The organism is Paenibacillus nicotianae (genome assembly GCF_042681745.1).
Taxonomy (GTDB): domain Bacteria; phylum Bacillota; class Bacilli; order Paenibacillales; family Paenibacillaceae; genus Saccharibacillus; species Saccharibacillus nicotianae.
This window is the reverse complement of the sequence record NZ_JBHUGF010000011.1, coordinates 149,356-172,393: the sequence shown is the minus strand read 5'-3', so window position 1 is coordinate 172,393 and position 23,038 is coordinate 149,356. Positions and strand designations below refer to the sequence as shown.

At 39.1% G+C, this 23,038-nt stretch carries 22 protein-coding genes; 7 read left to right on the top strand and 15 right to left on the bottom strand.

Annotated elements, in window-relative coordinates; translation table 11 throughout:
* Positions 1 to 22: 22 nt before the first annotated feature.
* Together ACFSGI_RS19515 and ACFSGI_RS19510 are read right to left on the bottom strand one after the other, a co-directional pair.
* Complete coding sequence (locus tag ACFSGI_RS19515) at positions 23 to 379, bottom strand: nucleotide excision repair endonuclease (RefSeq protein ID WP_204825879.1); 357 nt, start codon at positions 377 to 379, stop codon at positions 23 to 25.
* A gap of 162 nt (positions 380 to 541) precedes the next feature.
* Positions 542 to 943, bottom strand: coding sequence for a GNAT family N-acetyltransferase (locus ACFSGI_RS19510; protein WP_204825878.1), 402 nt, complete (start codon positions 941 to 943; stop codon positions 542 to 544).
* Positions 944 to 1,081: 138 nt separating this feature from the next.
* Here ACFSGI_RS19510 and ACFSGI_RS19505 point away from each other — a divergent pair, with 138 nt between their 5' ends.
* Complete coding sequence (locus tag ACFSGI_RS19505) at positions 1,082 to 2,440, top strand: hydroxysqualene dehydroxylase (protein ID WP_204825877.1); 1,359 nt, start codon at positions 1,082 to 1,084, stop codon at positions 2,438 to 2,440.
* Positions 2,441 to 2,535: 95 nt separating this feature from the next.
* On the opposite strand, the gene ACFSGI_RS19500 is transcribed toward ACFSGI_RS19505, so the two are convergent.
* Positions 2,536 to 3,300: a sugar phosphate isomerase/epimerase family protein gene (locus tag ACFSGI_RS19500; RefSeq protein ID WP_379284429.1), complete on the bottom strand. Its 765-nt coding sequence runs from the start codon at positions 3,298 to 3,300 to the stop codon at positions 2,536 to 2,538.
* Between the two features lie 154 nt (positions 3,301 to 3,454).
* On the opposite strand from ACFSGI_RS19500, the gene ACFSGI_RS19495 reads away from it, so the two are divergent.
* The gene (locus ACFSGI_RS19495; RefSeq protein WP_204825875.1) at positions 3,455 to 6,037 is read left to right on the top strand and encodes a winged helix-turn-helix domain-containing protein; all 2,583 of its coding nucleotides are present in this window, start codon (positions 3,455 to 3,457) and stop codon (positions 6,035 to 6,037) included.
* Positions 6,038 to 6,369: 332 nt separating this feature from the next.
* On the top strand, positions 6,370 to 6,897 hold the full coding sequence (locus tag ACFSGI_RS19490; protein ID WP_204825874.1) for a hypothetical protein: 528 nt from the start codon (positions 6,370 to 6,372) through the stop codon (positions 6,895 to 6,897).
* Positions 6,898 to 6,967: 70 nt separating this feature from the next.
* Here ACFSGI_RS19490 and ypfJ read toward each other — a convergent pair whose 3' ends face one another.
* A complete protein-coding gene (ypfJ, locus tag ACFSGI_RS19485) occupies positions 6,968 to 7,810 on the bottom strand; it encodes a KPN_02809 family neutral zinc metallopeptidase (protein WP_204825873.1) in 843 nt (280 codons plus the stop codon).
* Between the two features lie 338 nt (positions 7,811 to 8,148).
* Here ypfJ and ACFSGI_RS19480 point away from each other — a divergent pair, with 338 nt between their 5' ends.
* Both ACFSGI_RS19480 and ACFSGI_RS19475 read left to right on the top strand, forming a co-directional pair.
* A complete protein-coding gene (locus ACFSGI_RS19480; RefSeq protein WP_204825872.1) occupies positions 8,149 to 9,003 on the top strand; it encodes an alpha/beta fold hydrolase in 855 nt (284 codons plus the stop codon).
* A 204-nt stretch (positions 9,004 to 9,207) separates the two neighbouring features.
* Positions 9,208 to 10,728 (top strand): diguanylate cyclase domain-containing protein, encoded by a 1,521-nt coding sequence (locus tag ACFSGI_RS19475; RefSeq protein ID WP_379284427.1) that lies wholly within the window; start codon positions 9,208 to 9,210, stop codon positions 10,726 to 10,728.
* Positions 10,729 to 10,782: 54 nt separating this feature from the next.
* Here ACFSGI_RS19475 and ACFSGI_RS19470 read toward each other — a convergent pair whose 3' ends face one another.
* The 3 genes from ACFSGI_RS19470 to ACFSGI_RS19460 all read right to left on the bottom strand — a co-directional run bounded on the left by ACFSGI_RS19470 (position 10,783) and on the right by ACFSGI_RS19460 (position 12,867).
* Positions 10,783 to 11,280, bottom strand: coding sequence for a GyrI-like domain-containing protein (locus tag ACFSGI_RS19470; RefSeq protein WP_204825870.1), 498 nt, complete (start codon positions 11,278 to 11,280; stop codon positions 10,783 to 10,785).
* 63 nt (positions 11,281 to 11,343) lie between these two features.
* Positions 11,344 to 12,282 (bottom strand): helix-turn-helix transcriptional regulator, encoded by a 939-nt coding sequence (locus ACFSGI_RS19465; protein WP_204825869.1) that lies wholly within the window; start codon positions 12,280 to 12,282, stop codon positions 11,344 to 11,346.
* Between the two features lie 9 nt (positions 12,283 to 12,291).
* Entirely contained in the window at positions 12,292 to 12,867 is a 576-nt protein-coding gene (locus ACFSGI_RS19460) for a GNAT family N-acetyltransferase (protein WP_204825868.1), read from the bottom strand.
* 173 nt (positions 12,868 to 13,040) lie between these two features.
* Between ACFSGI_RS19460 and ACFSGI_RS19455 the strand changes: the two genes are divergently transcribed.
* On the top strand, positions 13,041 to 13,925 hold the full coding sequence (locus ACFSGI_RS19455) for an arylamine N-acetyltransferase family protein (protein WP_204825867.1): 885 nt from the start codon (positions 13,041 to 13,043) through the stop codon (positions 13,923 to 13,925).
* Between the two features lie 114 nt (positions 13,926 to 14,039).
* Here ACFSGI_RS19455 and ACFSGI_RS19450 read toward each other — a convergent pair whose 3' ends face one another.
* The 3 genes from ACFSGI_RS19450 to ACFSGI_RS19440 all read right to left on the bottom strand — a co-directional run bounded on the left by ACFSGI_RS19450 (position 14,040) and on the right by ACFSGI_RS19440 (position 16,462).
* Positions 14,040 to 14,837: a class I SAM-dependent methyltransferase gene (locus ACFSGI_RS19450; protein ID WP_204825866.1), complete on the bottom strand. Its 798-nt coding sequence runs from the start codon at positions 14,835 to 14,837 to the stop codon at positions 14,040 to 14,042.
* A gap of 101 nt (positions 14,838 to 14,938) precedes the next feature.
* Positions 14,939 to 15,682: an SDR family oxidoreductase gene (locus ACFSGI_RS19445; protein ID WP_204825865.1), complete on the bottom strand. Its 744-nt coding sequence runs from the start codon at positions 15,680 to 15,682 to the stop codon at positions 14,939 to 14,941.
* A gap of 183 nt (positions 15,683 to 15,865) precedes the next feature.
* Positions 15,866 to 16,462 carry a TetR/AcrR family transcriptional regulator gene (locus tag ACFSGI_RS19440; RefSeq protein WP_204825864.1) on the bottom strand — a complete coding sequence of 199 codons (597 nt, stop codon included), beginning with the start codon at positions 16,460 to 16,462 and terminating at the stop codon, positions 15,866 to 15,868.
* A 175-nt stretch (positions 16,463 to 16,637) separates the two neighbouring features.
* Here ACFSGI_RS19440 and ACFSGI_RS19435 point away from each other — a divergent pair, with 175 nt between their 5' ends.
* Positions 16,638 to 17,450, top strand: a complete 813-nt coding sequence (locus ACFSGI_RS19435; protein WP_204826302.1) for a YkgJ family cysteine cluster protein — start codon at positions 16,638 to 16,640, stop codon at positions 17,448 to 17,450.
* 38 nt (positions 17,451 to 17,488) lie between these two features.
* Here ACFSGI_RS19435 and ACFSGI_RS19430 read toward each other — a convergent pair whose 3' ends face one another.
* The 5 genes from ACFSGI_RS19430 to ACFSGI_RS19410 all read right to left on the bottom strand — a co-directional run bounded on the left by ACFSGI_RS19430 (position 17,489) and on the right by ACFSGI_RS19410 (position 22,982).
* Entirely contained in the window at positions 17,489 to 17,776 is a 288-nt protein-coding gene (locus ACFSGI_RS19430; RefSeq protein ID WP_204826301.1) for a hypothetical protein, read from the bottom strand.
* A 339-nt stretch (positions 17,777 to 18,115) separates the two neighbouring features.
* Positions 18,116 to 19,165 (bottom strand): LLM class flavin-dependent oxidoreductase, encoded by a 1,050-nt coding sequence (locus ACFSGI_RS19425; RefSeq protein WP_204825863.1) that lies wholly within the window; start codon positions 19,163 to 19,165, stop codon positions 18,116 to 18,118.
* 163 nt (positions 19,166 to 19,328) lie between these two features.
* On the bottom strand, positions 19,329 to 20,108 hold the full coding sequence (locus ACFSGI_RS19420; protein ID WP_204825862.1) for an isocitrate lyase/PEP mutase family protein: 780 nt from the start codon (positions 20,106 to 20,108) through the stop codon (positions 19,329 to 19,331).
* Positions 20,109 to 20,155: 47 nt separating this feature from the next.
* Complete coding sequence (locus ACFSGI_RS19415) at positions 20,156 to 21,205, bottom strand: bifunctional transcriptional activator/DNA repair enzyme AdaA (RefSeq protein ID WP_204825861.1); 1,050 nt, start codon at positions 21,203 to 21,205, stop codon at positions 20,156 to 20,158.
* An 85-nt stretch (positions 21,206 to 21,290) separates the two neighbouring features.
* Positions 21,291 to 22,982, bottom strand: coding sequence for a M3 family oligoendopeptidase (locus ACFSGI_RS19410; RefSeq protein ID WP_204825860.1), 1,692 nt, complete (start codon positions 22,980 to 22,982; stop codon positions 21,291 to 21,293).
* Between the last annotated feature and the right edge of the window lie 56 nt (positions 22,983 to 23,038).

Genomic DNA, 23,038 nt, shown 5'->3' with positions numbered 1-23,038 from the left:
TTTGTTTATCTGATTTCGGCGATTACTTGTAAAATACTTTTTCTACATTGTATTTCGCATGTAGTGTATTGATAATGTACGTCTCGTAAATCTCACGATCCATAGCGTTGTCGATCAAGCAGACTTCAATCTTCGTCACTTCATCACGATGATCTTTGATCGGTGATACAGTATCTTCGAAATGCTTTTTGATACGAGGTCTAAGCTTACGTGCTTTACCGACAAATAGTAATTCATCTTGTTCGTTATAGAACATAAAGATACCGCCTGTTTCACGCGAAATCAGATGAAAATCGGTAAATCCGTAAATATGGCTAAGCTCAGGGTTAATTTGTTTGGTAATCGTAACATCCGCTGTCGGGATTGTTATAGTAATCAATATGGTCACTTCCTCATTGTATATAGGTGTTTATCCTATCATAATTCGCACTCAAAAACTACGAATACTCTCATTTTACCATGATGTAGATAGCTATCTCTATATGATTTTGCTAGCATCCATGCTATATGAGTCTATTGCATCAAACAATGTTTGCAACGTCTATTCTTTTTTCCACCACATGCCTAAGGAATGAGGAGCTGTATAGGTAAATCCATATTGCGCATACAATTGGTCTGCCGGTGGGTCTGCAAATAATACCGCATGGGATTGAGAAGACATATTCTCTTCCAAGTATGTTTTGATCTCGCGCATAATTGCTTTACCGTAACCTTTACCTTGATATTCAGGACGTACACAGATATCCGTAATATGAAAAAATAATCCGCCATCGCCTACGACTCGGCCCATGCCAATCGCTTGTCCTTCTTCTTCCAATACAACAGCAAATAGGGTATTCGGCAATCCTTTACTTGCGCCTTCGACACTCATTTCGCTTAGCCCGGATACTTTACGCAACGTTAAGTACTCTTCAATCGCTGGAATACGATGAACAACCTGCATGTATGTACAGCTCCTTTTTTTATCTCACATCATACCAAATAATCTACATACTGAACATGAATGTATACAAATAAAGTTGATACTACCTATTAATGGTTAATACCTTAGTAAAAGATGAAAAGGTTGGTGAACTAAATTATGGTACATACCCAAAATGAATCGTCAGCAGAACCTACGATTATTATTGGATCAGGTCTTGCTGGTCTTTGTTGTGCTTTTGAATTAGCCGAGCAAGGCAAGTCTGTTATCGTTCTTGAAGCGGCTCCTTATATCGGTGGACGAACAGCGAACTGGGTCGAAGACGGCATGGAAGTCGAATCTGGATTTCATAAATTTCTAGGCTATTACACTGTTCTGCCTGAAATTTTGAAAAATGCAGGCATTTCGATCAGCGATATGGTGCACTGGGAAGAAACAACCAATATTCGTCATACCGAAGCACAGGGTACATTCGGTTTAGACCCTTTCAAAGCTCCTCTCAAAACGATAGCAGGTGCGCTTGGGAATAACGATCTTATTTCTCCAATAGACAAAGCTTCGTTGATTCCTTTTTTTGCAGCCGGATTCAAAGATTATGTTAGCAATCCAGATAAACTCGATCAATCTTCGATCAAAGAATACGCTGAACAGCATGGAGTATCTACTGATGCGATAGAACGATTGATTCAACCATTATCATCAGGAATCTTCTTTTTACCGATTGAAGAATATTCTGCATATGCGTTTTTCGGTTTATTTGCTCCAGCTTTGCCACGTCTAGCCAAAGTACGTATCGGTGCTTTTAAAGGCGGAATGACTGATGTGATGACAGGCCCTCTTGCCAAAGCAATCGAAGAACGTGGCGGACAAGTGCTGACAGGTAAAACAGTAGCTCATTTATTGTATGATAATGAAAAAGTAGTGGGTGTGCAGTTAGAAGATAGCTCACAAATCTACGGCAAACAGGTAGTTGTTGCTACAAATATCCGTCGTGCTCAAATGTTATTATCTGAACATTTCCATAATCATGAATGGTTCCAGGACTTCTTATCGTTAGAATCGATGCCTTATATTACGGCTCAATTTGAAGCAACAGAGAAATTAGCCGATGCTGATCATACGATGTTTGGGCCGGGTACACAATTGGGATCTTTTAGCGAACAATCTCGAACAACATTTGAACGTTCCACTGGACGGGCTTCGATTATTCTAGTCGATCCTGATACCTTAATTGATCTACCTGATGAAGAAGTATGGGAAATCACCAAAAAGTCACTTCATGATGTTGATCTTCCTAATGTAGATACGATGACACAATATCGAATTATACGGGGTAAAGAAAACTTTTATCGTCTGGCAAAAGGCAATGAACACAAACGTCCGAAGCAGATTACTCCAATCAACGGACTATTTCTTGCAGGCGATTATACGGATCAACCGTTACTCGCTACAATGGAAGGTGCGGCTATTTCAGGCAGACGAGCAGCAACCGGTATTTTGAAAGGCAGAGTTATTTAATCGTAAAATCAGCAAAAAGACCTTATCCAGTGATAAGGTCTTTTTTTTATATAGCTGTTCTGTATTCTATTAACAACTTATTTTAACAACTATACTTACAAAGATGCAAAATATTTTGCACTTTCGACCATCGGTGTACAATCGCTGTGATCGCCTACTAAATTAATTTCAAAAATATAATCTTTGCCTTCTACAAAAGGCTTCACCATCTGCCAATCGATCAAGCCCTCACCCAGTGGTAAAGAGTCATGAACTTGCCCCATACTATCGACCAGATGATAATAGACCGCGTATGGAGCTGTACGTTCAAGTACATCGCGTAACTTATTGTTATATCCTCGAAAAGCGATAAACGTATGACTTACATCAACATTTAAAGGCAATGCTAACGGAATAATAAGATCATCAATCAAGTATGGATTAGAATAACAAAATAGCCCTTCTGTTGAATCTTCCCAGACAATCTGTTCACGCCCGTATTCTAAAATAGCCGCTATCTCTTCTCGCAATGCTATCGTACGTTCACGTGAAACTTCTGTATTTTCACTACGTACATAATGTGCATGCAACACACACTTTGCACCTTCTGCTTTACAAATTTGAACCAATTGACGGGTTGATTCGTGATAAAATCGGCGCAACTCTACATTTGTACTCATAATATCTAAAAATGTATTTTGATATCGGGATGGATGGTGTAAATATACTGTAACTCCTCTATCTTTCAACTCACGTATGCGATCCACAATCAATTCAGGTTGTTGCATATCGGCAGCACTCAAATAAAATTCTATAATCTCAGGATTATACGCTAGTCGATTATCTAGACTTGATCGATCTAAGCTTCCTTTTAGTCGCATATAATTCACAGTACTCTCTCCTTTTTTTACTCTATCTATTCTATCGTTTTCTATGTATCTATATATTACAATATATGAAATAAACCTTGATGCGTATTTATTGCCGTATTTGTAAAATACGTTTGTAAATAGCCGAGGAGACAGGACGGAATCTATGGAAAGTTCGATACTTCTCAAAACCAAAGTTTCTAAACCGATGATTCGTAACTACACGATTGACCGTCCAGAGTGGATTCATCGTGTAGAACAAGGTATGAATTTCAGAATAAATATGATCTATGCACCCGCAGGAAGTGGCAAGTCAACTTTGCTGGGGCAATGGCTTTATGAAAAAAAGCAACCGTATGCTTGGCTTTCGCTAGACGAACGGGACAATGATCCTCGCCGATTCTGGCGCTATATGATCTATTCTTTATCTTGCTATATGATTCCTGATCTAGAAGAACGATTGTTGCCTTTATTGTCTAACTCTTCTATGAATAGTATTACGTCTTTTATCGATATGTTTATTCACGAATTATACCAAGTGCAGACACCACTGGCTATGATACTGGATGATTATCACTTTATTACAAGTTCCGATATTCATAAAGGAATATGTTATCTTATCGATTATTTACCACCGCATATTCATCTCTATATTTCGTCGCGCCATACACTTCCATTTGTACATATCGGAAAATGGTTAGTTCGACAACAACTAAATATTATTGCAGCCGGTGAAATGGCTTTTTCGGAAGAAGAAGTAGCTATATTATGTCAGCACACGATAGGGTATTCGTTGCCTGTTGAGATTATTCATAAGCTGGTTCAACAAACAGAAGGCTGGATTGCAGGGATTCAACTGGCTTTGATATCTTTTCAGCAAGATGAAGGACAATACCGCTTTTCTTTAGATTTTAATGGTAAGCATCGCAATATAGCAGATTATTTATTTTATGAAGTATGGAGCGGTTTTGATGAAGAATTGCAATCCTTTTTAGTGCAAACGTCTATTTTGAAGCGTATGAATGCAGAGTTATGTAATCAGCTAACCGGTCTGCAAGATAGCCAGTGTAAATTGCATCGTCTACAACAGCTAACGCTGTTTCTGATTCCACTGGATGAAGAAGGCGAATGGTATCGATATCATCATTTATTTGCAGAATTTGTCCAAAATGTATTGCGTCAATCTTCATATACCCGATGGATCAGCGGACATCAGAAAGCAAGCCAAATCTATATCGAGCGGCAATGGATCGAAGAAGCGATAGATCATTCTTTGATCGCTTGCAATTACGAACAAGCCGCGCAGTTAATCGATAACCATGTAGAAGAATGGCTAAGTAAAGGGGAGCTTGATACCCTACTGCACTGGTTCCAGCTATTCCCTGATGATTATGAATTTACAATAGCACTTTGTCTTATCCATGCTTTTGTTCTCGGGATCGTCGATCGTTTTGAAGAATCGATTGCCTTATTAAAACGATGCGAGCAACGTATTCAAGCATTATCTTCATCTGAAAAATATTCTAATTATTTAGGCATTTTATTTTTGGTCAAAACAAATATTTTGTTCGCATCTAGAGACTTTGATGAATGGTTTGCTTTTATGCACTCTATTCAGCAACAAATTCCTCAAAACTCTGTCTTTTTTCACTTTAATTATAATAAAAATGAACCGTTTGTCAGAAATACCGCTTTTGGCTTGAAAGGACTTTTGAGTCAGAAGACAGCTCATGTTAGTGCAGAAATGATCCGTATTTTGCATCAACAGCATGGAGAAAATTCCTTATTAGTACAATACATTATGCAAGCTGTTGTTGAAGGATCTTATGAACGTAATGATCTGAATACCTGTAGCTATTGGATTCAAAAAATATCTAAAAACGATAATTATCGTATCGTTCCCGGACTGCTTGTTCCTTTTCGCTTAATGACCGTCAAATTAAAATTGAAAGAAAAACAGTATATTACAGCACGTACTATTCTTGAAAATACATTGCAACTGCTCGAAGATCCTCAGTATCATAACTGGCGCAAACATCTCTACGCTTTTATAGCATGGATCGATCTTCTAGAAGGCAATATCGAACAATCTATCCATGTACTCGATTCGATCTCTATCACGAGCAAGCAACGTGTTTCTTTAGATCAGTCTTTGTCATTCATTATCTTAGCTCGTGTATTGATCGCTAATAAAGAATACAACACAGCGTTAGAAATTTTATCTTCGATTCGTTTTTTGGCTGAAAATGAACATTCGACTAATATTGAATGTTCTGTTATTGTTCTTCAATCGATTTGCACGTATCGCAAAGGACAAATCGATACGGCTGTTTTATTGCTTCAACAGGCGATAGAATTGGTAATGTCATTTGATTATGTACGAACATTTGTAGACGAAGGAGCAGTTATCTATATTTTGCTACAAAAATTAAGCCGTAAAAAGCATATTATTAACCAGCCTGCAATGCTCAAATATATGACTAGCCTACTAACTATACTGGAAGTCGAAGGCAAAACGCCTCTTTCTTTCGCAGACAATCATCTGATCGAAGCGTTAACACCGAAAGAATTAGATGTGCTCAAATTGATTCATCAAGGTCATTCTAATCAACAAATTGCCGATCAATTAGGGCTTACCATAGGAACAATCAAAGTCTATATCAATCGCATCTATAATAAACTTGGCGTTACTTCTCGTGTTCAAGCGTTACTTAAATCACAGGAATTAGAATTGCTTTCCGGTCTATAACTACGTTGCCAAATAGATGTATTTTATCAAAAAAATAATTGGATTTGTTATAAAAATGTATTCAAGTTAACTTTAGTTAATAGATGCATACCGACGGGTTTGCTACAATAAAAACAACCCAGATCATGGGAGAAAAAATGACATCAAATATAAAATCTTCTGTTATCATTCGAGTTTTTCTGTGATCTTACTTATCCGAACGGTTTCCTCCCATTATACTTGTGTAGACCTCGATTCGGCAGACGTTATCGAGGTCTTTTTTCTCGTGGATAACAAATACCAAAAAGAGAGTTGATATCTTTGTACCGTTCGACAAAAAGGAGTTGTTAATGATGAATTATCGTATTCAAGCCTGCTCAAATGCGGTGGATCAGGAACAACATATGACATTTGTTTTGGAAAATTATGTTCCACTTCATACACCTAATACTTTTTTATTAACACTTGGCTTTACTTCTGCGCCTATCCTTTTAGAAGAAGAATGTTTTATTAGTCTGGATCAACATAACGAAGTGATTGGGGCTTGGAGTTATGTGTATGGCACAGAAGAATATGCTTATTACAATACCGAAGTGATTCAGATTCAATCTGTTATTTTGAGCCCTGCATATCGCAAAACTAGACTATTTGCTCAAGGGTTACAACATCTGGTTCAGCATATCGATCAATCTAGAAAAGGGGTCAAAGAAGTACGTTTCTGGATAGCCGCCGACTCCCAATTAACAAGATTATGCTCCAAACTTGCAGAGCACACTTCCACTTTATTAACACCTCAAGGACGTGTGAAAGAGTATCGTATTCCTTTTAATCAACTATACAATTATGCTAGAGGATTACAAAGCAAACGACATGCTAGATAAATCAAAATAAGCCCGATACGACATCTTCTCTTATACTAAAAAGAGAAACGGTATCGGGCTTTGTTATATTCTACAGACTGCTAGCGTTAAATGTATCTCCGCCGGCAATCGTTCCAGATTCAAATCCTTTATAAAACCAACGTTGACGCTGTTCTGATGTACCATGTGTAAAGCTATCCGGCACTACATAACCTTGTCCTTGCTTTTGCAATGTATCATCACCAACAGCACTTGCTGCTGTTAAGGCTTCTTGTAGATCGCCTTCTTCTAACAGATTGGTTCCTTGTGCATCATGTGCCCAGACGCCTGCTAAATAATCAGCTTGCAATTCTAATTTGACCTGCATTTTGTTATACTGTGTTTCGCTCATATTTTGACGGGCAGATTGAATCTTATCCATCGTTCCAAGCAATGTTTGTACATGATGACCCACTTCATGTGCAATCACATAAGCCATCGCAAAATCGCCCGGCGCTTTGAACTTCTGTTGAAGCTCATCATAAAAACTAAGATCAATATATAACTTCTGATCACCTGGACAATAAAAAGGGCCTACCGCAGAACTAGCTGTACCACAAGCTGAGCTTACACTATCATTGTAGAGCACCAGTGTAGGATTTTTGTACGTTAATCCTTGCTTTTTAAATTGTGCTGTCCATACATCTTCGGTACTGGCTAAGACGACAGATACCATATTAGCTAATTCTTGTTCTTCTGCGGTGGCTTGATAAGGTGCAGACGATTGTGTCGTAGTAGACGTTGTACCATTCAATAATTCACTTGGATTTCCTCCTAATAACGTCACAATCAAAATAATGATAATACCGCCAATCCCACCACCAATAATCGTTTTGCCACCTTTACCTCTGCGATCTTCTACGTTGGAACTTGTTCTTCTACCCTGTAACTTCATCTTTCTGCCCCCTAATGACTGATCCAAACCGATTTCTTTTACGTATGTAATAGTGATATACCCCAAAAGAATTGTAACATCCCATTTACGGTGGAGCTTGAGCTATTTATTTCGTTTTTTTGCTCATCTACATAATTCAATACTGATGATAGTATACCGAAACCCTATTTCATGTAATTAAGTTAATTTTTTAATCTAAGGTTTTTTCTTTAGTAAATATGTTTAATATAGTATCAATCAACCACATCGATAATCATGATACGAATATACAGGGTTGTATCATTTATCAAAATAGCATAACGATACACTAAAATAACAAACATCAGGAGGCGACAAGAATGGGACGTTATGTACAAGTAGAAGACAATGTAAAGATTTATGTAGAAGATATTGGTGAAGGGATTCCGGTTATTTTCTTACATGGATGGCCAGCAAATCATCTAATGTTTGAATACCAATACTCTATCCTACCTAAAGAAGGATACCGTTGTATCGGGATCGACTTCCGCGGATTCGGTAAATCAGATGCACCTTGGGAAAGCTATTCATTTGACCGTATGGCAGATGATCTGAAAGCGGTTATCGATGAGCTTCATATCGAAAATGCAGCTTTGATCGGCTTCTCAATGGGTGGAGCAGTGGCTTCTCGTTATATGGCACGTCATCAAGGTAAAGGCATCTCTCATCTAGCATTGATGGGTTCTGCAACTCCAGTCTTTACGCAACGTCCTGATTTTGAATATAACATCACGAAGGAAGACCTTAATGAACAATTAATTATTCCTACGTATGAAGATCGTCCTAAAATGCTTTCTCAATTCGGACTGAAATTCACGCATACCAAATCCAAAGCACCAATGATGGTATGGTTAGAATCATTATGCTTCCAAGCATCCAATCATGGTACTATCAAAGCAGCAGAATCACTACGTGATGAAGACTTGCGTGGAGATTTGCAACATATCAACGTACCGACAGTGATTTTCCAGGGTCAAAAAGATAAAATCTGTGATCCTCAATTAGCTGAATTAACACAACAAAGTATTGCCGGTTCACGTCTGGTTGAATTTGAACATAGCGGTCATGCGATGATGTTTGACGAGCAAGAGAAGTTCAATTCAGAGTTATTATTATTCCTTAACCAAATGTCTCGCGATAACCATACACCAAGAGCAGCAAGCCGTAATCTATAATATTCTCTGTTATATGATAAAGATGAAAGCTGGCGATCCTGAGTTAAGATCGTCAGCTTTTTTTCTGTTTATTTTTTATTGCATAATGACGATATTATACGTAGTATCTGTTATTCTATCGTAACGTAATAATAGATATATATAGGGGCATGCACTAAAGGCTGAGTATGTATTCTATTGGAAAGGAGAAATATACGCTTGAATGTGCTGGAGTCACTGATCCCGATAGCTCTTTATGTTTTACCTATGCTATTCTTTTTCTATATGGGTATTAATGTATTATTACGCAATCCCAAAAAAGTAGAACATCGTCTGGTAAGTATCGCGATTGGTTGTTATTTTTTACTTTTTTTAGAAGAGTATGTTCGCTACCAATTACCGCTTGAATACAGTTCTGCTCTGGCTGCTTTGTGGTTCGCTAATGTAGGTATTGTATTACCGAGTCTGAGTTTTCATTTTATTATCAAGCTATCCGGGGCTTATCGCAAAATGCCCAAATGGTTGTATCCGTATATTTTTTATCTTCCTCTCCTGATTATTCCGGTAAGTATCCTGAACAATTCGAAGTATATTTCTTCACAAGAATTCGTTATGGCAGGCATCTGGAAATTGCCTGTATACAATACTTCTTATTATGCCGCTCTTACTGCAAGTATTCTAATCAGTGTCGCTTCACTAATTTTTCTTTCCCGTTATCAAGCTTTAAATCGCTCATCGGAACATCAAGCTATCTATCGTATATTACGATGGGGTATGAGTATTTCGTTAAGCTGGATCGCTTTTTTTGGTTATTTCCAGTTTGGTGAATACTTACCACCTTATCCATACCTGTATGGTGGATTGATTTGGTGCTTTACATTACAAGTTGCTATGAAAAAGTATGAATTTCTAAACTTTGATCATCATCGTTACAAAAAATTATTTGATATGAATCCAGCGGCGATCCTGTTGGCTAATATATCAGGAACTATTAAAGAAGCAAATCCCAGTGCCAGACAATTATTTTCTTTTGTTGATTTGGACGATGCTAATTTGAATACGCTAGCAAGTGAAGATTTAGCTTCTAAATTACAGGCAAAACAAGGCATTATTGATATGGAAACCAAAGTATGGAATGGTGAACAATGGATTGATATTCTGGTCAAGGGTGACTATGTATTCGTAGAGCATGAAGATCATGTTATTCTGATTATGCGTGATATTACGATCAAAAAAGAACAGCAACGTCAGATTGCTTTTCTCGCTTATCATGATCCACTGACTGAATTGCCGAATCGCCGTTACTTTTATCAAGAATTAGAAAAGTCGATTGTACAAGCCGAGCAACAGCAAGAACAACTTGCAATTATTCTGATTGATCTGGATTATTTCAAAGAAACCAATGATCGATACGGGCATCAAGCAGGTGATGAGATGCTTCAACATACCGCCAAGCTAATTCAACAATTAGTAGGCTCTACAGGTATGGCGGCACGTCTTGGAGGCGATGAATTTGTATTATTTATCCATCCTGTTGATCATGAGATTCAAGTCCAGAAAATTGTTAATCAATTGAACGCCTTATTTGCTCATACTGAATTGAGATATGGTAATGATACACTATCGATTCCGATGAGTTGCGGTGTTAGTATCTATCCACAAGATGGTAGCGATGTAGATACGCTACTCAATTATGCAGACAAAGCAATGTATCGCAGTAAACGTCAACGTAAATTGAAAATATAAAAACCGTCTATATCACCTGATTGTGGTATAGACGGTTTTTTTATATAAATCACCTTATTGAATTGCAATATAAATCTTCACTTCAGCTTGTTCGGGATTGGCTGTAGATTCATATACTTCAAAATCTCCTGTATACGTTCGCATTTCAGAAGCATGTTCGAAATAATTCCAGATCATGCCCCATGCCTGAGCAACCGTCTCAAATACAGGCCCTTTGGATGTAGTAAATACCATATACCGACTAGCAGGCACAGTGATCTCTAATTGTTGTCCCGATCTTGGAGCATGCGCTTGATCTTCTGCTTGCTGTCCAATCACAACAGTATACGCTCCGTTCGCATCACTTTCGTAATCAGTATACAGTGCATATGTCGGAGCATCACTAGAAGATCGATCAGGATGTTGATCTTTTTGATGCAGATAAGATGCCCACAATTGCGGCAAACGAGCATTACTGACTCCTAATTCATCTGCGTTGGTTGTTCTTGTACCGATCCCTTTTATCACAAAAGCAGGTAACTGCACAATCGTTGGTGTCACTACTGTATTCATCAATCATCCCTCTTTCTGTTCTTTTCTTCAAAGTATACAGAAGGAATATAGACAACTGTCTGTCTAGTTAGAATAGCAGTCGATTATTTTTTGCGCACGCTCTATTAATTCTGGAATAAGTGTAGCCGGAGATTGTATCTGTACCTGATCTCCAAAGCCGAGTAACATACTGTAAAACCAATCATCTATAATAAAAGCGCCTTGAACATCTATATCTCCATCCGGTTGAACCGTTATCCAAGCAGGGTCAAATATATCACTTAAACGATGGCGTACTTGAGGGCTGAATCGTAATCGTACGTCTTGTCGCTGTTCTTCATTCGTTCCCGTATTCCATTGATATTGATCCCAATCTGGAATATCACGCCGCTTAAATGTATGCGAAGTACAATCCAATTTCAGAATACGAGACAATCGGAACAACCGAAAATCTTCTCGCAATGTGCAGTACGCATGCAAATACCATACATAGCCTTTTAATATCAAAGCAGACGGCTCGACAGCTCGTTCACTTTCAATTCCGTTGGTATTGAGATAATGCAAATTCACCTGATACGTATTAGTGATTGCTTCACGTAGTAGATTTACTTTATCGCGTGTCGCCGGATTCTGTCCCCAGGGATTAAAATCAAATACAATCCCTCCACTTTGTATTGTAGTCTGCAATCGATCGTTTGGACGCAGTAATGCTTGCACTTTATCGAGTAATGTAGCAAACATCTGATCATCAAAAACAGTCGTCATTCCTTTTACCGCAGAGATCATCGCATCGATCTCACTCAGTGTCAAAAACTGACGAGCTATCGTATACTGTTCCATAATCTCAAATCCACCCGTTGTGCCCTGATGAGCCACAATCGGAATACCTGCTTGGCTAAGCGTATCAATATCTCGATAAATCGTTTTGGTAGATACTTCAAAACGTGTCGCCAATTCTTTGGCACTGATTCGTTGGCGATTCAATAACAATACAGTGATCGCAAGTAATCGATCTATTTTCATAATGTCTCCTTATTTTAGGATCTCTGCTGTATACTCACTTTGTAATAAAGCAAAAATCGCAAGATCTACATATGCCCCATGTTCATACTCATGTTGTCGTAGCAGACCTTCTTGGACAAATCCTAACTTCTCTACCAGACGAATCGAAGCTTGATTATCCGGCTCAATTTTAGCTTCAATCTTATTCAACTTCATCTGTTCAAATCCAAACTGAATAATACAAGAAGCCACTTCTTTCATAATGCCTTTGCCCCAGTATGCAGAAGATAGATCATATCCTAATTCTGTGCGATGATGCTCTTGTTCATAAGCTAGAAATCCACAGGTTCCTATCACTTTGCTGGTCTCGCGATCTTCAATCATCCAGCGTAATCCAGATTGTTCTGCAAAAATACGTTTATACCATTTCATCTCATCCAGCGCTTCGTCTACCGACGTGAACGGGATAAAAGACATATACTGTACTACTGCTTGATCTGCATACAATTGATATAGATCGTCTGCATCTGCATGTTGCGCTTGTCTTAATACAAAGCGCGATGTCTCTAACTGCGGAAATTGCTCAAAAGTAAATAAATCGCTCATGGTTGTACTCCTTTAGATTATGTATGATGCCAACGTTTTGATCTGTACCGCTACAGTTGGCTAATTTGGCAGGTACCACGTACAGATGATTCTCGTATACTACATATTATAATACTTGTCCTAATCTTATCATGATTATCACAATACATTTAATATAATCGAGGTGCGTATGCATGTATACATTATCTACAATAGAAATACAAAGCTATCTGAAGCAACTAGGCGTGAAAGAGATTCAGCCGCCTACATTAGAGTATTTATTTCAATTGCATCAAGCCCATGTTCGCCGCTTTTCGTGGCAAACAGTCGATATTTTTGCAGGGCATCCGACCAGTATAGACATAGAGCAATCTATTGCACTACTGATAAGTGGGCGTAGCGGTTATTGCTTTCATCTCAATGGAGCGTTTAGTACATTGTTACGTTCTCTCGGTTATCAAGTGTTTTTGCATCGGGCAGGTGTACAACCTTTGGGTACAGAACCATGTATCAATTCTTTTCATCTAGGCTTGACTGTTCATCTGGATAATAATGAAGGCATAACACAACCATGGATTATTGATGTTGGTCTTGGAGATATGCCCTATACTCCACTGCCTCTCATCAAAGATACTTATTCTCAATCGCCTTTTCAGTATAAAGTGACTGCTTCAAGTATTGATCCTCAAGGATGGCGATTAGAACATGATGCTCGTGCTTCTATTGTCGGTGTTGATATTCATCATCAGGCAGTTTCTGATCTCGAACCATTTAAAAACAATCATGAATTTTATAGCCGCTCCCCGCAATCACCATGGTGGGATGTGTTTATTTTGCGTCAGCGTGACGAATCAGTCAGTCATGAATTGCGTGGCTGTATGCTCAAAACAATCGATGCTACCGGTGTTCAATATACCGAGATCGTCAATAAACAAGACTGGTTGAATCTGTTACATGATATATTTGGTGAAGAATTGATCCGATATAACACGTTGGAAAAAGACGAGCTCTGGCATCGTGTACAGCAAGCTCATGAGGTATGGAAACAAACCAAAGTATTGTCCGATTCCAATCATTGATCATCATATATCGCACTTCTAATCTTATACCTATAAGTGAGATATCAGTAAAATACTAAACAGCCACTCCCGCATAGGAGTGGCTTTATTTATTGTATTTAATCTACATCTGGATTACACATGTAACTGCTGTGCCACGATTGTAAATGTTTTGGGAATCCCTTTATCAAATACTTCTGACGATTGATTCGGCAATTCTTCCAGTACTTTAATCATTAGACCGGATGTAGCTACAGCCGTAACAATCTCACCTATCGTCCACTGGCGTAGATATACTTTTTGCTCGTCTTTTATCTGTTGATCGGATTCAGCATATTTGGAATAAGAGACTGCTTTTTCTGTTAATGAAGTATCAAAGTAATCTCCTGTTACTTTATGCTTGCGAATATTAGCTGTTGTGCCTTTTGAAGTAATCAGCTTGGTCGAGATCGGGTGGAAATCTTGTAATACCAATTGACCACCTGCTCTAAGTAAGCTAGACACTACATGGAATAAAGGCTGTAGATCGGTAAAATAATGCAAAATGCCAAATTCCATAAATACAATATCGTATTGATGAGCCAGCTCATGTAAAGGCAGCTGAAGCACATCTGACACGATATATTGCAAAGGAACCCCTGCTGCATGCGCTAAATCTTGAGCGTATTGCTCATTTTCAGCAGAGAAGTCTACGATAGTCAGTTCAGCTCCGAGCAATGCTAAAGCGACTGCTTTGTTACCATTAGAACCGAGTAAATTTATAATTTTCTTGCCTTGTATATGGTCTTCCATATGTTTAAATGCTGTACCGATCCGTTTTTGCGGATCTTGTTTGATTTTCTCCGCCGCTTCTTCCGGGGTACCAAAGCGATTTACCCATGATTGATATGTGCCGTTGTTCCAGGCATTTTTGTTCTGTTGTGATGATTCCATAAAAAAACCCTCCATCGATAGCGTAACGCGCAAAAATATTATTTTATCTATCGTACCATCTTCTGAAGGAGTGTAGTTATTTTTATCGCTTTTTATAAAGATTAGATAAATCCACCATTGGCACGTAACGTCTGACCTGTGACCCATTTGGAAGATTCACTTGCTAGAAATAATACAACTCCTGCAATATCATCCGGTTCACCCAAGCGTCCAAATGAATTCATATTGCGAAGCCCTTCGATCTGTTGCTCGGTTTTGCCTACTGTGAACAATTCGGTATTAACAGGCCCTGGAGCAACTGCATTGATCGTAATTCCTTTTTTACCAAACTCTTTGGCGAGTTGACGGGTGAATTGCTCTACTGCACCTTTGGTTCCTGCATAGACGCTATAACCAGGGAACATCTGACCTACAACTGATGTTGAAAAGTTAATAATACGACCGTTAGGCTCCATATGCAGAGCCGCTTGCTGACATGCAAAAAATGTTCCTTTGACATTGATCCCAAACTGTTGCTCAAAGTCCTCTTCGGTTACTTCTGTGATCGATTGGGTTTTCATTACACCTGCATTATTGACCAGAATATCTAATTTGCCGTATGTCGATAAAGTCGTCTGAAATAATTGTTCAAGTTCTGTGATACGACTGATATCAGCTTGAACGGCTGTAGCTTCACCGCCTGCTTGCTTGATCGCTTCCACCACTTCTGTTGCTTTGTCAGGGCTACTTGTATAGTTCACAATCACTTTAGCGCCATGAGCCGCTAACTGCTGCGCAATCTCACGACCGATTCCTCGGGATGCTCCTGTAACTAAAGCCACTTTACCTGCTAACATTGTTTCCATCGAATAAACCTCCTTAGCGTATTGTACGATCTATAGATTTGATGTGTTGATTATAAATAACTCCTTCTAAATAATCAAGTGACATTTTTTGATATTTGTCATTCATCTTCATTTATTGATTTATATACATAACAAAAAACACACTCTCTGCTAAGCAAAAAATGTGTTTTAGGAATAATACGTCTATAAGGAATGAGCTTGAATACTGGCTAAGACCATATGCCAGACTTGTTCAAATTGCTGGTCAACTGCCGGATCGTTCCATTGATAAGCATGAGCAGGATGATGAAAATAAGAAGTCGCTATTATTAATGTTCTGGCTATTTGCTCAGGTTGACCCTGCTTAAATTCGTTATCTTCTATCCCTTGCTGAATAATAAGAGATACTTGATCCACTAGCAAATCAACATGATTCACTATAGAAGGCAAAGCTTCCATTGTAACCACCGTATACATTTGGAACATTTCTGGATCTTCAACAGCATATTTTCGCTTAGTCTGTGCAAGCGTCTCTAACCATTGGCGTAAACGCTCTGTTGCAGAATGATGATGATCTTGAACGATATGCTGTAAAGGGAGCGAAATTTGTTGTAACCAACGCTCTGTGACGGATTCTCGTAGCGCTGCTTTGCTCGCAAAATGACGATAAATCGTGCCATGACTGACTTTTAACGCGCGGGCGACATCGACGACCGATGTTTTGTCAGGTCCGTACCGACGTAACGCTTGCTCTGCCGCATCTAAAATTTGCTCTTTTGTTAATGGTGCATCATATGCCATCTGTTTCACCTCAATATATGCTTTACGATAGCATAGCAATAATGGGATATCAATTCATGTTTATTGTTATTCGCCAGCAACATAGAACTTCCCGAGCAATTAGCGATATAATAGTCTATAGGTATATAGCACGTTAGCAACAGGAAAGGACGTGACTTGGTCTGTGTCCGATATAATGTCTTACTCATTCTCTCGAAATCAGCTATGCTTTTGTGGAAGCGGGCAAAAGCTTAAACATTGTCATAAAACAGCCGAGCCAGATAGCCGGGCTGCTCATCTTTACTATTTGTATCAAGATATCGATCATACGATTGACGATTACCGCGCAACAAGTGTGCTACAACCTCCTTGTTCAGCAGGTTGCAGTGCTTGTTGTTCGGATTATGTACCTATTTCGCAGGTGGAATTTGAATTGTTATTGGTCTATATGGAGCGCAATTGGAGCACTTCTGATATCAAAGATGCTTTTGCCAAAGCCGCCAAAGACTGGGAGACTTTTCGCGTAGAAAATCCGCCGATGTATGCTTCTTTAGCACATCCTACCAGCACCGATGACGAATTAAATGCGATCCGTCATTACGCTACACGCAATAGTTTTGCTTGTCCATTACTGGATGCTGAAAAAGGAACTTGTCGCGTCTATCCGGTACGTCCTTTTATTTGTCGTACTCATGGAAGTTCGCATACATTTTATGGAACATGGAAAGAACGACTTCGCCCTGAAAAGATATGCGAATATATTCCAGGTGGTAAGCCTCACCGCAAGATTACACCTAATATTGCAGATCGTTGGAGCGATTATGAACAGATTGCAGATGTAATGATTGGACCGAAGCGTCGTCCACTTCGCCAGTATCCGATTATGTATTGGTTGGTGTTGTATGCCAAGCATGGTGGCGGAGCTACAACAGATATCGGTAATCTCGATAACTTTGAGCTTTCTCTCCAAGATCATAATGATAAAATGGCTCAATATACAGGCAAATAAAAAAAGAGCAGCGATATCGATATCGTTGCTCTTTAGGCTTATTTCTTATGCGTATATTCTTCGTTAGCTTTGTCTAACATCGATTTCCAATCGCTGAAATTTGTTTCGCGATTGACATGGCGATCAAATAACTCGCCTTCGACATTTTGAATTTCCTCTAGCGTATCTGCTTGGAAATTACCTTTTTTCAAAAATTCAGCAAAGCTATCCAGACTAGAATATTTGCTCATAAATCCGCGATTAAACAACATATCTAAAGATACATAGCCTTCACCTTGTGCTTCTTTTTGCCCTTGCAAATCTTTTAACAAATCTTCCATTGACATTGGTTTTTGCTTTTTCAAATGACCACTCCTATATTGTGTTTTGGCAATAGATAACTTTCGTTCGATTGCAAACATCTTGTTATTGTAAGCTATCTCAACAGAAAGTACCATACTTCTACAAGTGAAATAGAATATAGATACTCACTATGACTTCTTTATATAACATACTTCTACTTATTATAACATTAACCGCTGAAGATACCCAGAAACAGCTTGTGATTTTTTTCTCAATTCTTTATCAATTATACCTATCTACTTGCATGATCTATAGCAAAAAACCTTCAAGATCATAAGCAAACGAAAGCATGCTTATGACTTTGAAGGTTTGGTTTGGATCTATTATTGATTAGCTTCCCACTCGGCTACTTCTGCCCGAACCAGTGGTGCTACTTCTTTTCCTAACAATTCAATCCCATGCATGACTTGATCATGTGGCATTGTACCAACAGGAGCATGTAAAAAGAATCGTGTAATTCCGACTTGCTTGCGCAAATTAATAATTTTGCGAGCAACTGTCTCTGGATCGCCTACATACAATGCTCCTTGCTCACTACGAGCAGCATCAAAACTATTGCGTGTATAAGGACCCCAACCACGTTCTCTACCTAGCTTATTCATACTTTGTTGAGTAGAAGGGAAAAATTGCTCTACTGCAAGTTCAGTCGTATCTGCTATAAAGCCATGAGAATGACAAGCTACAGACAGAGTTGAAGCATCATGTCCTGCATGAGCCGCCGCTTTGTAATACAGCTCAACCAGTGGAGCAAATTGCGCTGGTTGTCCACCAATAATCGCTAACACCAACGGTAAGCCTAACATACCTGCACGAATCACAGATTCTGTATTGCCTCCGCTACCGATCCATACGGGTAATAATTCTTGTACAGGGCGCGGATAGACGCCTAGATTATGAATAGCTGCGCGGTGTTGCCCTTGCCAGCTTACTTTTTCAGAAGCTCTAATTTTCAACAGCAAATCTAATTTCTCATCAAATAATTCATTGTAATCATCCAGATCATAACCGAATAACGGGAAGGATTCGATAAAAGAACCACGTCCTGCCATAATCTCAGCCCGTCCATTAGAGATACCATCTAATGTTGCAAAATCTTGAAAAACACGTACAGGATCAGCCGAAGATAGCACTGTAACCGCACTGGATAAACGAATACGCTCGGTTTGCGAAGCCGCTGCTGCTAAAATCACTGCTGGTGAAGATGCCGCATAATCTTCCCGATGATGTTCTCCTACTCCATATACATCCAATCCCACTTGATCAGCGAGTACAATCTCTTCAACGACTTCACGAATACGTTGTGCATGACTCATCACTTCACCGGTCTGTACATCTGGCGAAGTTTCTACAAAGGTGCTTATGCCTATTTCCATCGAAAAATTCCCTGCTTTCTTATTCTATTTATTTTTATCTATATCGCTATAAATTTGTTATTTACTAACTTTACAAGTAATATCTTTATATTGAACCTTTTTTAGAGGAATATCAAGTCTTTTATAACAAATATAGATAAAAAGCAGAATAAAAAAGCTATCATCAACTCATTAATGCGTCCTGACCTATTTGTTGTAACGTATTCATCACTTGCTGATAAGGGGAAGGGCCATAACTAATCCGGGATACTCCCCATGCAGATAATTCTGATACTGAAGGGGTGTCTGTAGTCAGCATAATATTGATCGGTAGCGGAGAATGAGTACATAACATTTGAATACAAGTTGGATCGCTCAATCCAGGTACAAAAAATCCATTAGCGCCTGCACGAGCATACGCTTTAGCGCGTGTTAAAGCATGATCTGCATGCTCCTTCTGAACAGAAGCAGAAGATAACGGATCAGCTTGCAAAAAAATATCGGTACGTGCATTGATAAACAAAGGAATCCCTAACTGATCAGCCGCTTGACGAGCTGCGGCGATACGTGCACATTGCTCTTCTACCGAATATAATCGTTGTTCTCCGATAATCTGATCTTCAATATTGATGCCTACAGCCCCTGCTTCGATAATCATTTGTACCGATTGAAAGACTTGTTCAGGAGTATGACCATACCCGCCTTCGATATCAATCGTGATCGGCAACTGTACTTTTTGCTTGATCTGTTTGAGATTTTCGATCACGTCTGTAAACGGAAAAGCTTGTCCATCTTCATAACCATGCGCTGTAGCGACTGACCAACTACCTGTTGCAATCACTTTAGCGCCTGTATGTTCGATAACTGCTGCACTACCTGCATCCCAGATATTCACTAATACCAATGGATTTCCTTTCACATGTAGATCGTGTAACACTTGTGCTTGCTGTATTTGAGTCGTCATATCATAGATTCTCCTTATAGGTTGGTTTATTGTTTTTCGAATTGAGCTTATAGTAGTGGAGCTTGTTCGTGTTGTAATAACCATGTTTTGCGAGTAAGTCCACCGCCATAGCCACCCAATTCTCCATTGGAATTAATCACGCGGTGACAGGGGATCATAATGGCTAATTGATTCGCTCCATTGGCTTGAGCAACCGCGCGAAAAGCAGACGGTTTGCCGAGCGCTATCGCTATCTGAGCATAAGAACGAGTTTGTCCTGCTGGAATCTGTTTTAATTGTTCCCATACCTGTTGCTGAAAAGGAGAACCTAATAATGCTACAGGTGTTGTAAATGTAGTTCGCTTTCCTGCAAAATACTCATTCAACTCTTGCTCGATCAAGCGAATCGGTTCAGTCACGCCTGGGATAATCGCCGATTTTGTTTTGAACCGTAATCGTTCGACTTCACGTTCCAATCCTCTGCGATCTACAAATTCTAATAAATACAATGCTTCTTCGCTGGAGATCGCAATCATTGGCCCGAGTGCCGTATCGATCCAGGATGCTTTAAGTACTCGATCTTCTGTCAATAACGTTGGTGCTGCGCCCATAATTTTTGCAAAAGCATCTCGAAATCCACTACTTGATTCATATCCGGTGGACAACTGTGTATCAATCACTGTCTGCCCGGAACGAATATGCTTGAGTGCTAATCCCATACGACGAGCACGCGCATATTCGACAAACGTCATACCAAAGCGCTTTTTAAATTGTCGCCGAGCGGTTGATTCATCTACTGATAACTGACGGAAATCTTCTTCGCGCCAGCGCTTTTCCGGTTCTTTTTCGACTGCTTCCACCAGTAAACGCACCACATCAGATACATGATTCGGATGGGACAAGGGGCGACAACGCTGGCATGGGCGATAGGAAGCAAGCAAAGCTTGTTGCGCGGTCGCATAAAACTCACAATTTTCAAATTTAGGCTTACGTGCCGGGCAGGTAGGACGACAAAATACACCTGTCGTTTTGACACCGACATAAAATAAACCTTCGTATTCTGTCTTTTTCTCAAGTAATGCTTGGTAATACTCTTGCTGGTATTCAGGCGAGATCATAGAGATGCTCCTTTACGAGAAGTGGATACGTTTATTATAATTCCCCGACTGTATGTTCATCGCCGAAATTCAGGCATTGATTTTTTTATTTTAAAAGGCGCTCAATCATTTCTGCTGTTTGTTGCAAGCTAGTACTAGAGAAATCAAATTGTACACCTGTTTGTTTATATATTTGTGAGATCGATTGATTAGGGTTGCTCCGAGCTCCTTGTTTATATTCACTTATAGCTTGTGATGGATTTTGTTGGTACTTATCTAGTAGCTGTAGTGCTCCTAGTTGAGCCATCGCATACTCGATATTGTAAAAAGGATATGCAATATAATGTGCACTACTCATCCAACCTATACTAATTTCTGATTCTAGACCTTGTATATCTACAGGATGATAGATGTAGCTCTGACAAATACGCAAATATTCGGCTTGTCGTTCAGCATGCGTATGATTAGGATGAGTGTACATCCAGTGTTGGAATTGGTCGCTCGATAAAGGCTTGATTAACATCATCATTGCTCGATGCAATAATTCACGTTGTGCATGTCTACATTCTTGCTCATCGGCATAAGCAATACTTAACTTGTCCAATAATAATAACTCCATACTATGTGAATACAACTCAGCAATTTCTTCACGATGGTGATAAAGTTGCATGCTCTCTTCACTTTCAAGTTTCAGATAATTATGAATAGCATGACCTACCTCATGAATTAAAGCGATCAACGCTACAAAAGAAGGACTAAAATTTGAGAAAATAAAAGATTCTTGACTACGTGGTAATGGATCACAAAATGCTCCTGCGCTTTTCCCTTGTCTGTTATCGACATCCAACAATCCTTTGGCTCGCATATGTTGAAATCGTTCTCCAAAATAGGTGTCCGTCTCACTTAGCATTTGCTCTACACGATCTAACCATTGATCTTGATCTTCAAAAGGGGCTCCCTGCATAGCGCACAATCCAATATCCCATGGTCGATAGGACTCGATAGCCAACTGTTGTTGCAATACTTTAGCCAAACGATCCCATGCAGGTACAAGGTAGGTCGCAACAGATTGCTGATAATCCAGACAATCCTGAATACGGTATTCACGATTTTTGTATACAAATATATAATCTCGATAGTTAGCAAAACCTGCATTAATAGCAATTTGATGACGTAATTGAATCAGTTGATCCATTATGATATGGATCTGTGGTTCGATCTGCTGGAATGCTTGTTGAATCGCACGCCATGCTTGTTCACGTATCGTCCGATCACCATGATCAACTTGGGCTTGAGCAAATGCATAAGGCTTCATTTCTCCTTCCCATTCTACTGTTAGATGACCTATTAATTGTCGGTAAGCAGTAATGTGCTCTTGTTCTTGTATGACTAATGGAATATTTTCAGTACAAAATAATTGTAATTGAGTCTGACGTACGCGTCGCATAAGCCCATATTTAGAATCATTTAATTGTGAGGTTAACGGATGGTCACATATTTTTTGATCAAATAAAGCATAATATGTAGTAAGGAGAGGTTGAACGACTTGCTGATCATATTCATATTGCTGTTGCTTGGATAGATTGGTCATATCACATAAAAAGTCAATTTGATGACCTGTCATCGCTTCGGTAATTTCATCGTAGATATATTGTTCTGTCTGTAACCATGCTTCTAGTTCAGAGATTGAATTTATTTCGATGGCTAGTACTTCTTGCAAAGTCTTTTCTAGCTGTTGAGAGTCTTGAAGATAGGTACACTCTTGATAATAATCGGTAGGGAATGTGAATGATGTCATATGATATTCCTCCTTCAAATGTGTGAACTGACTATTTTCAATATCACTCATAAAAA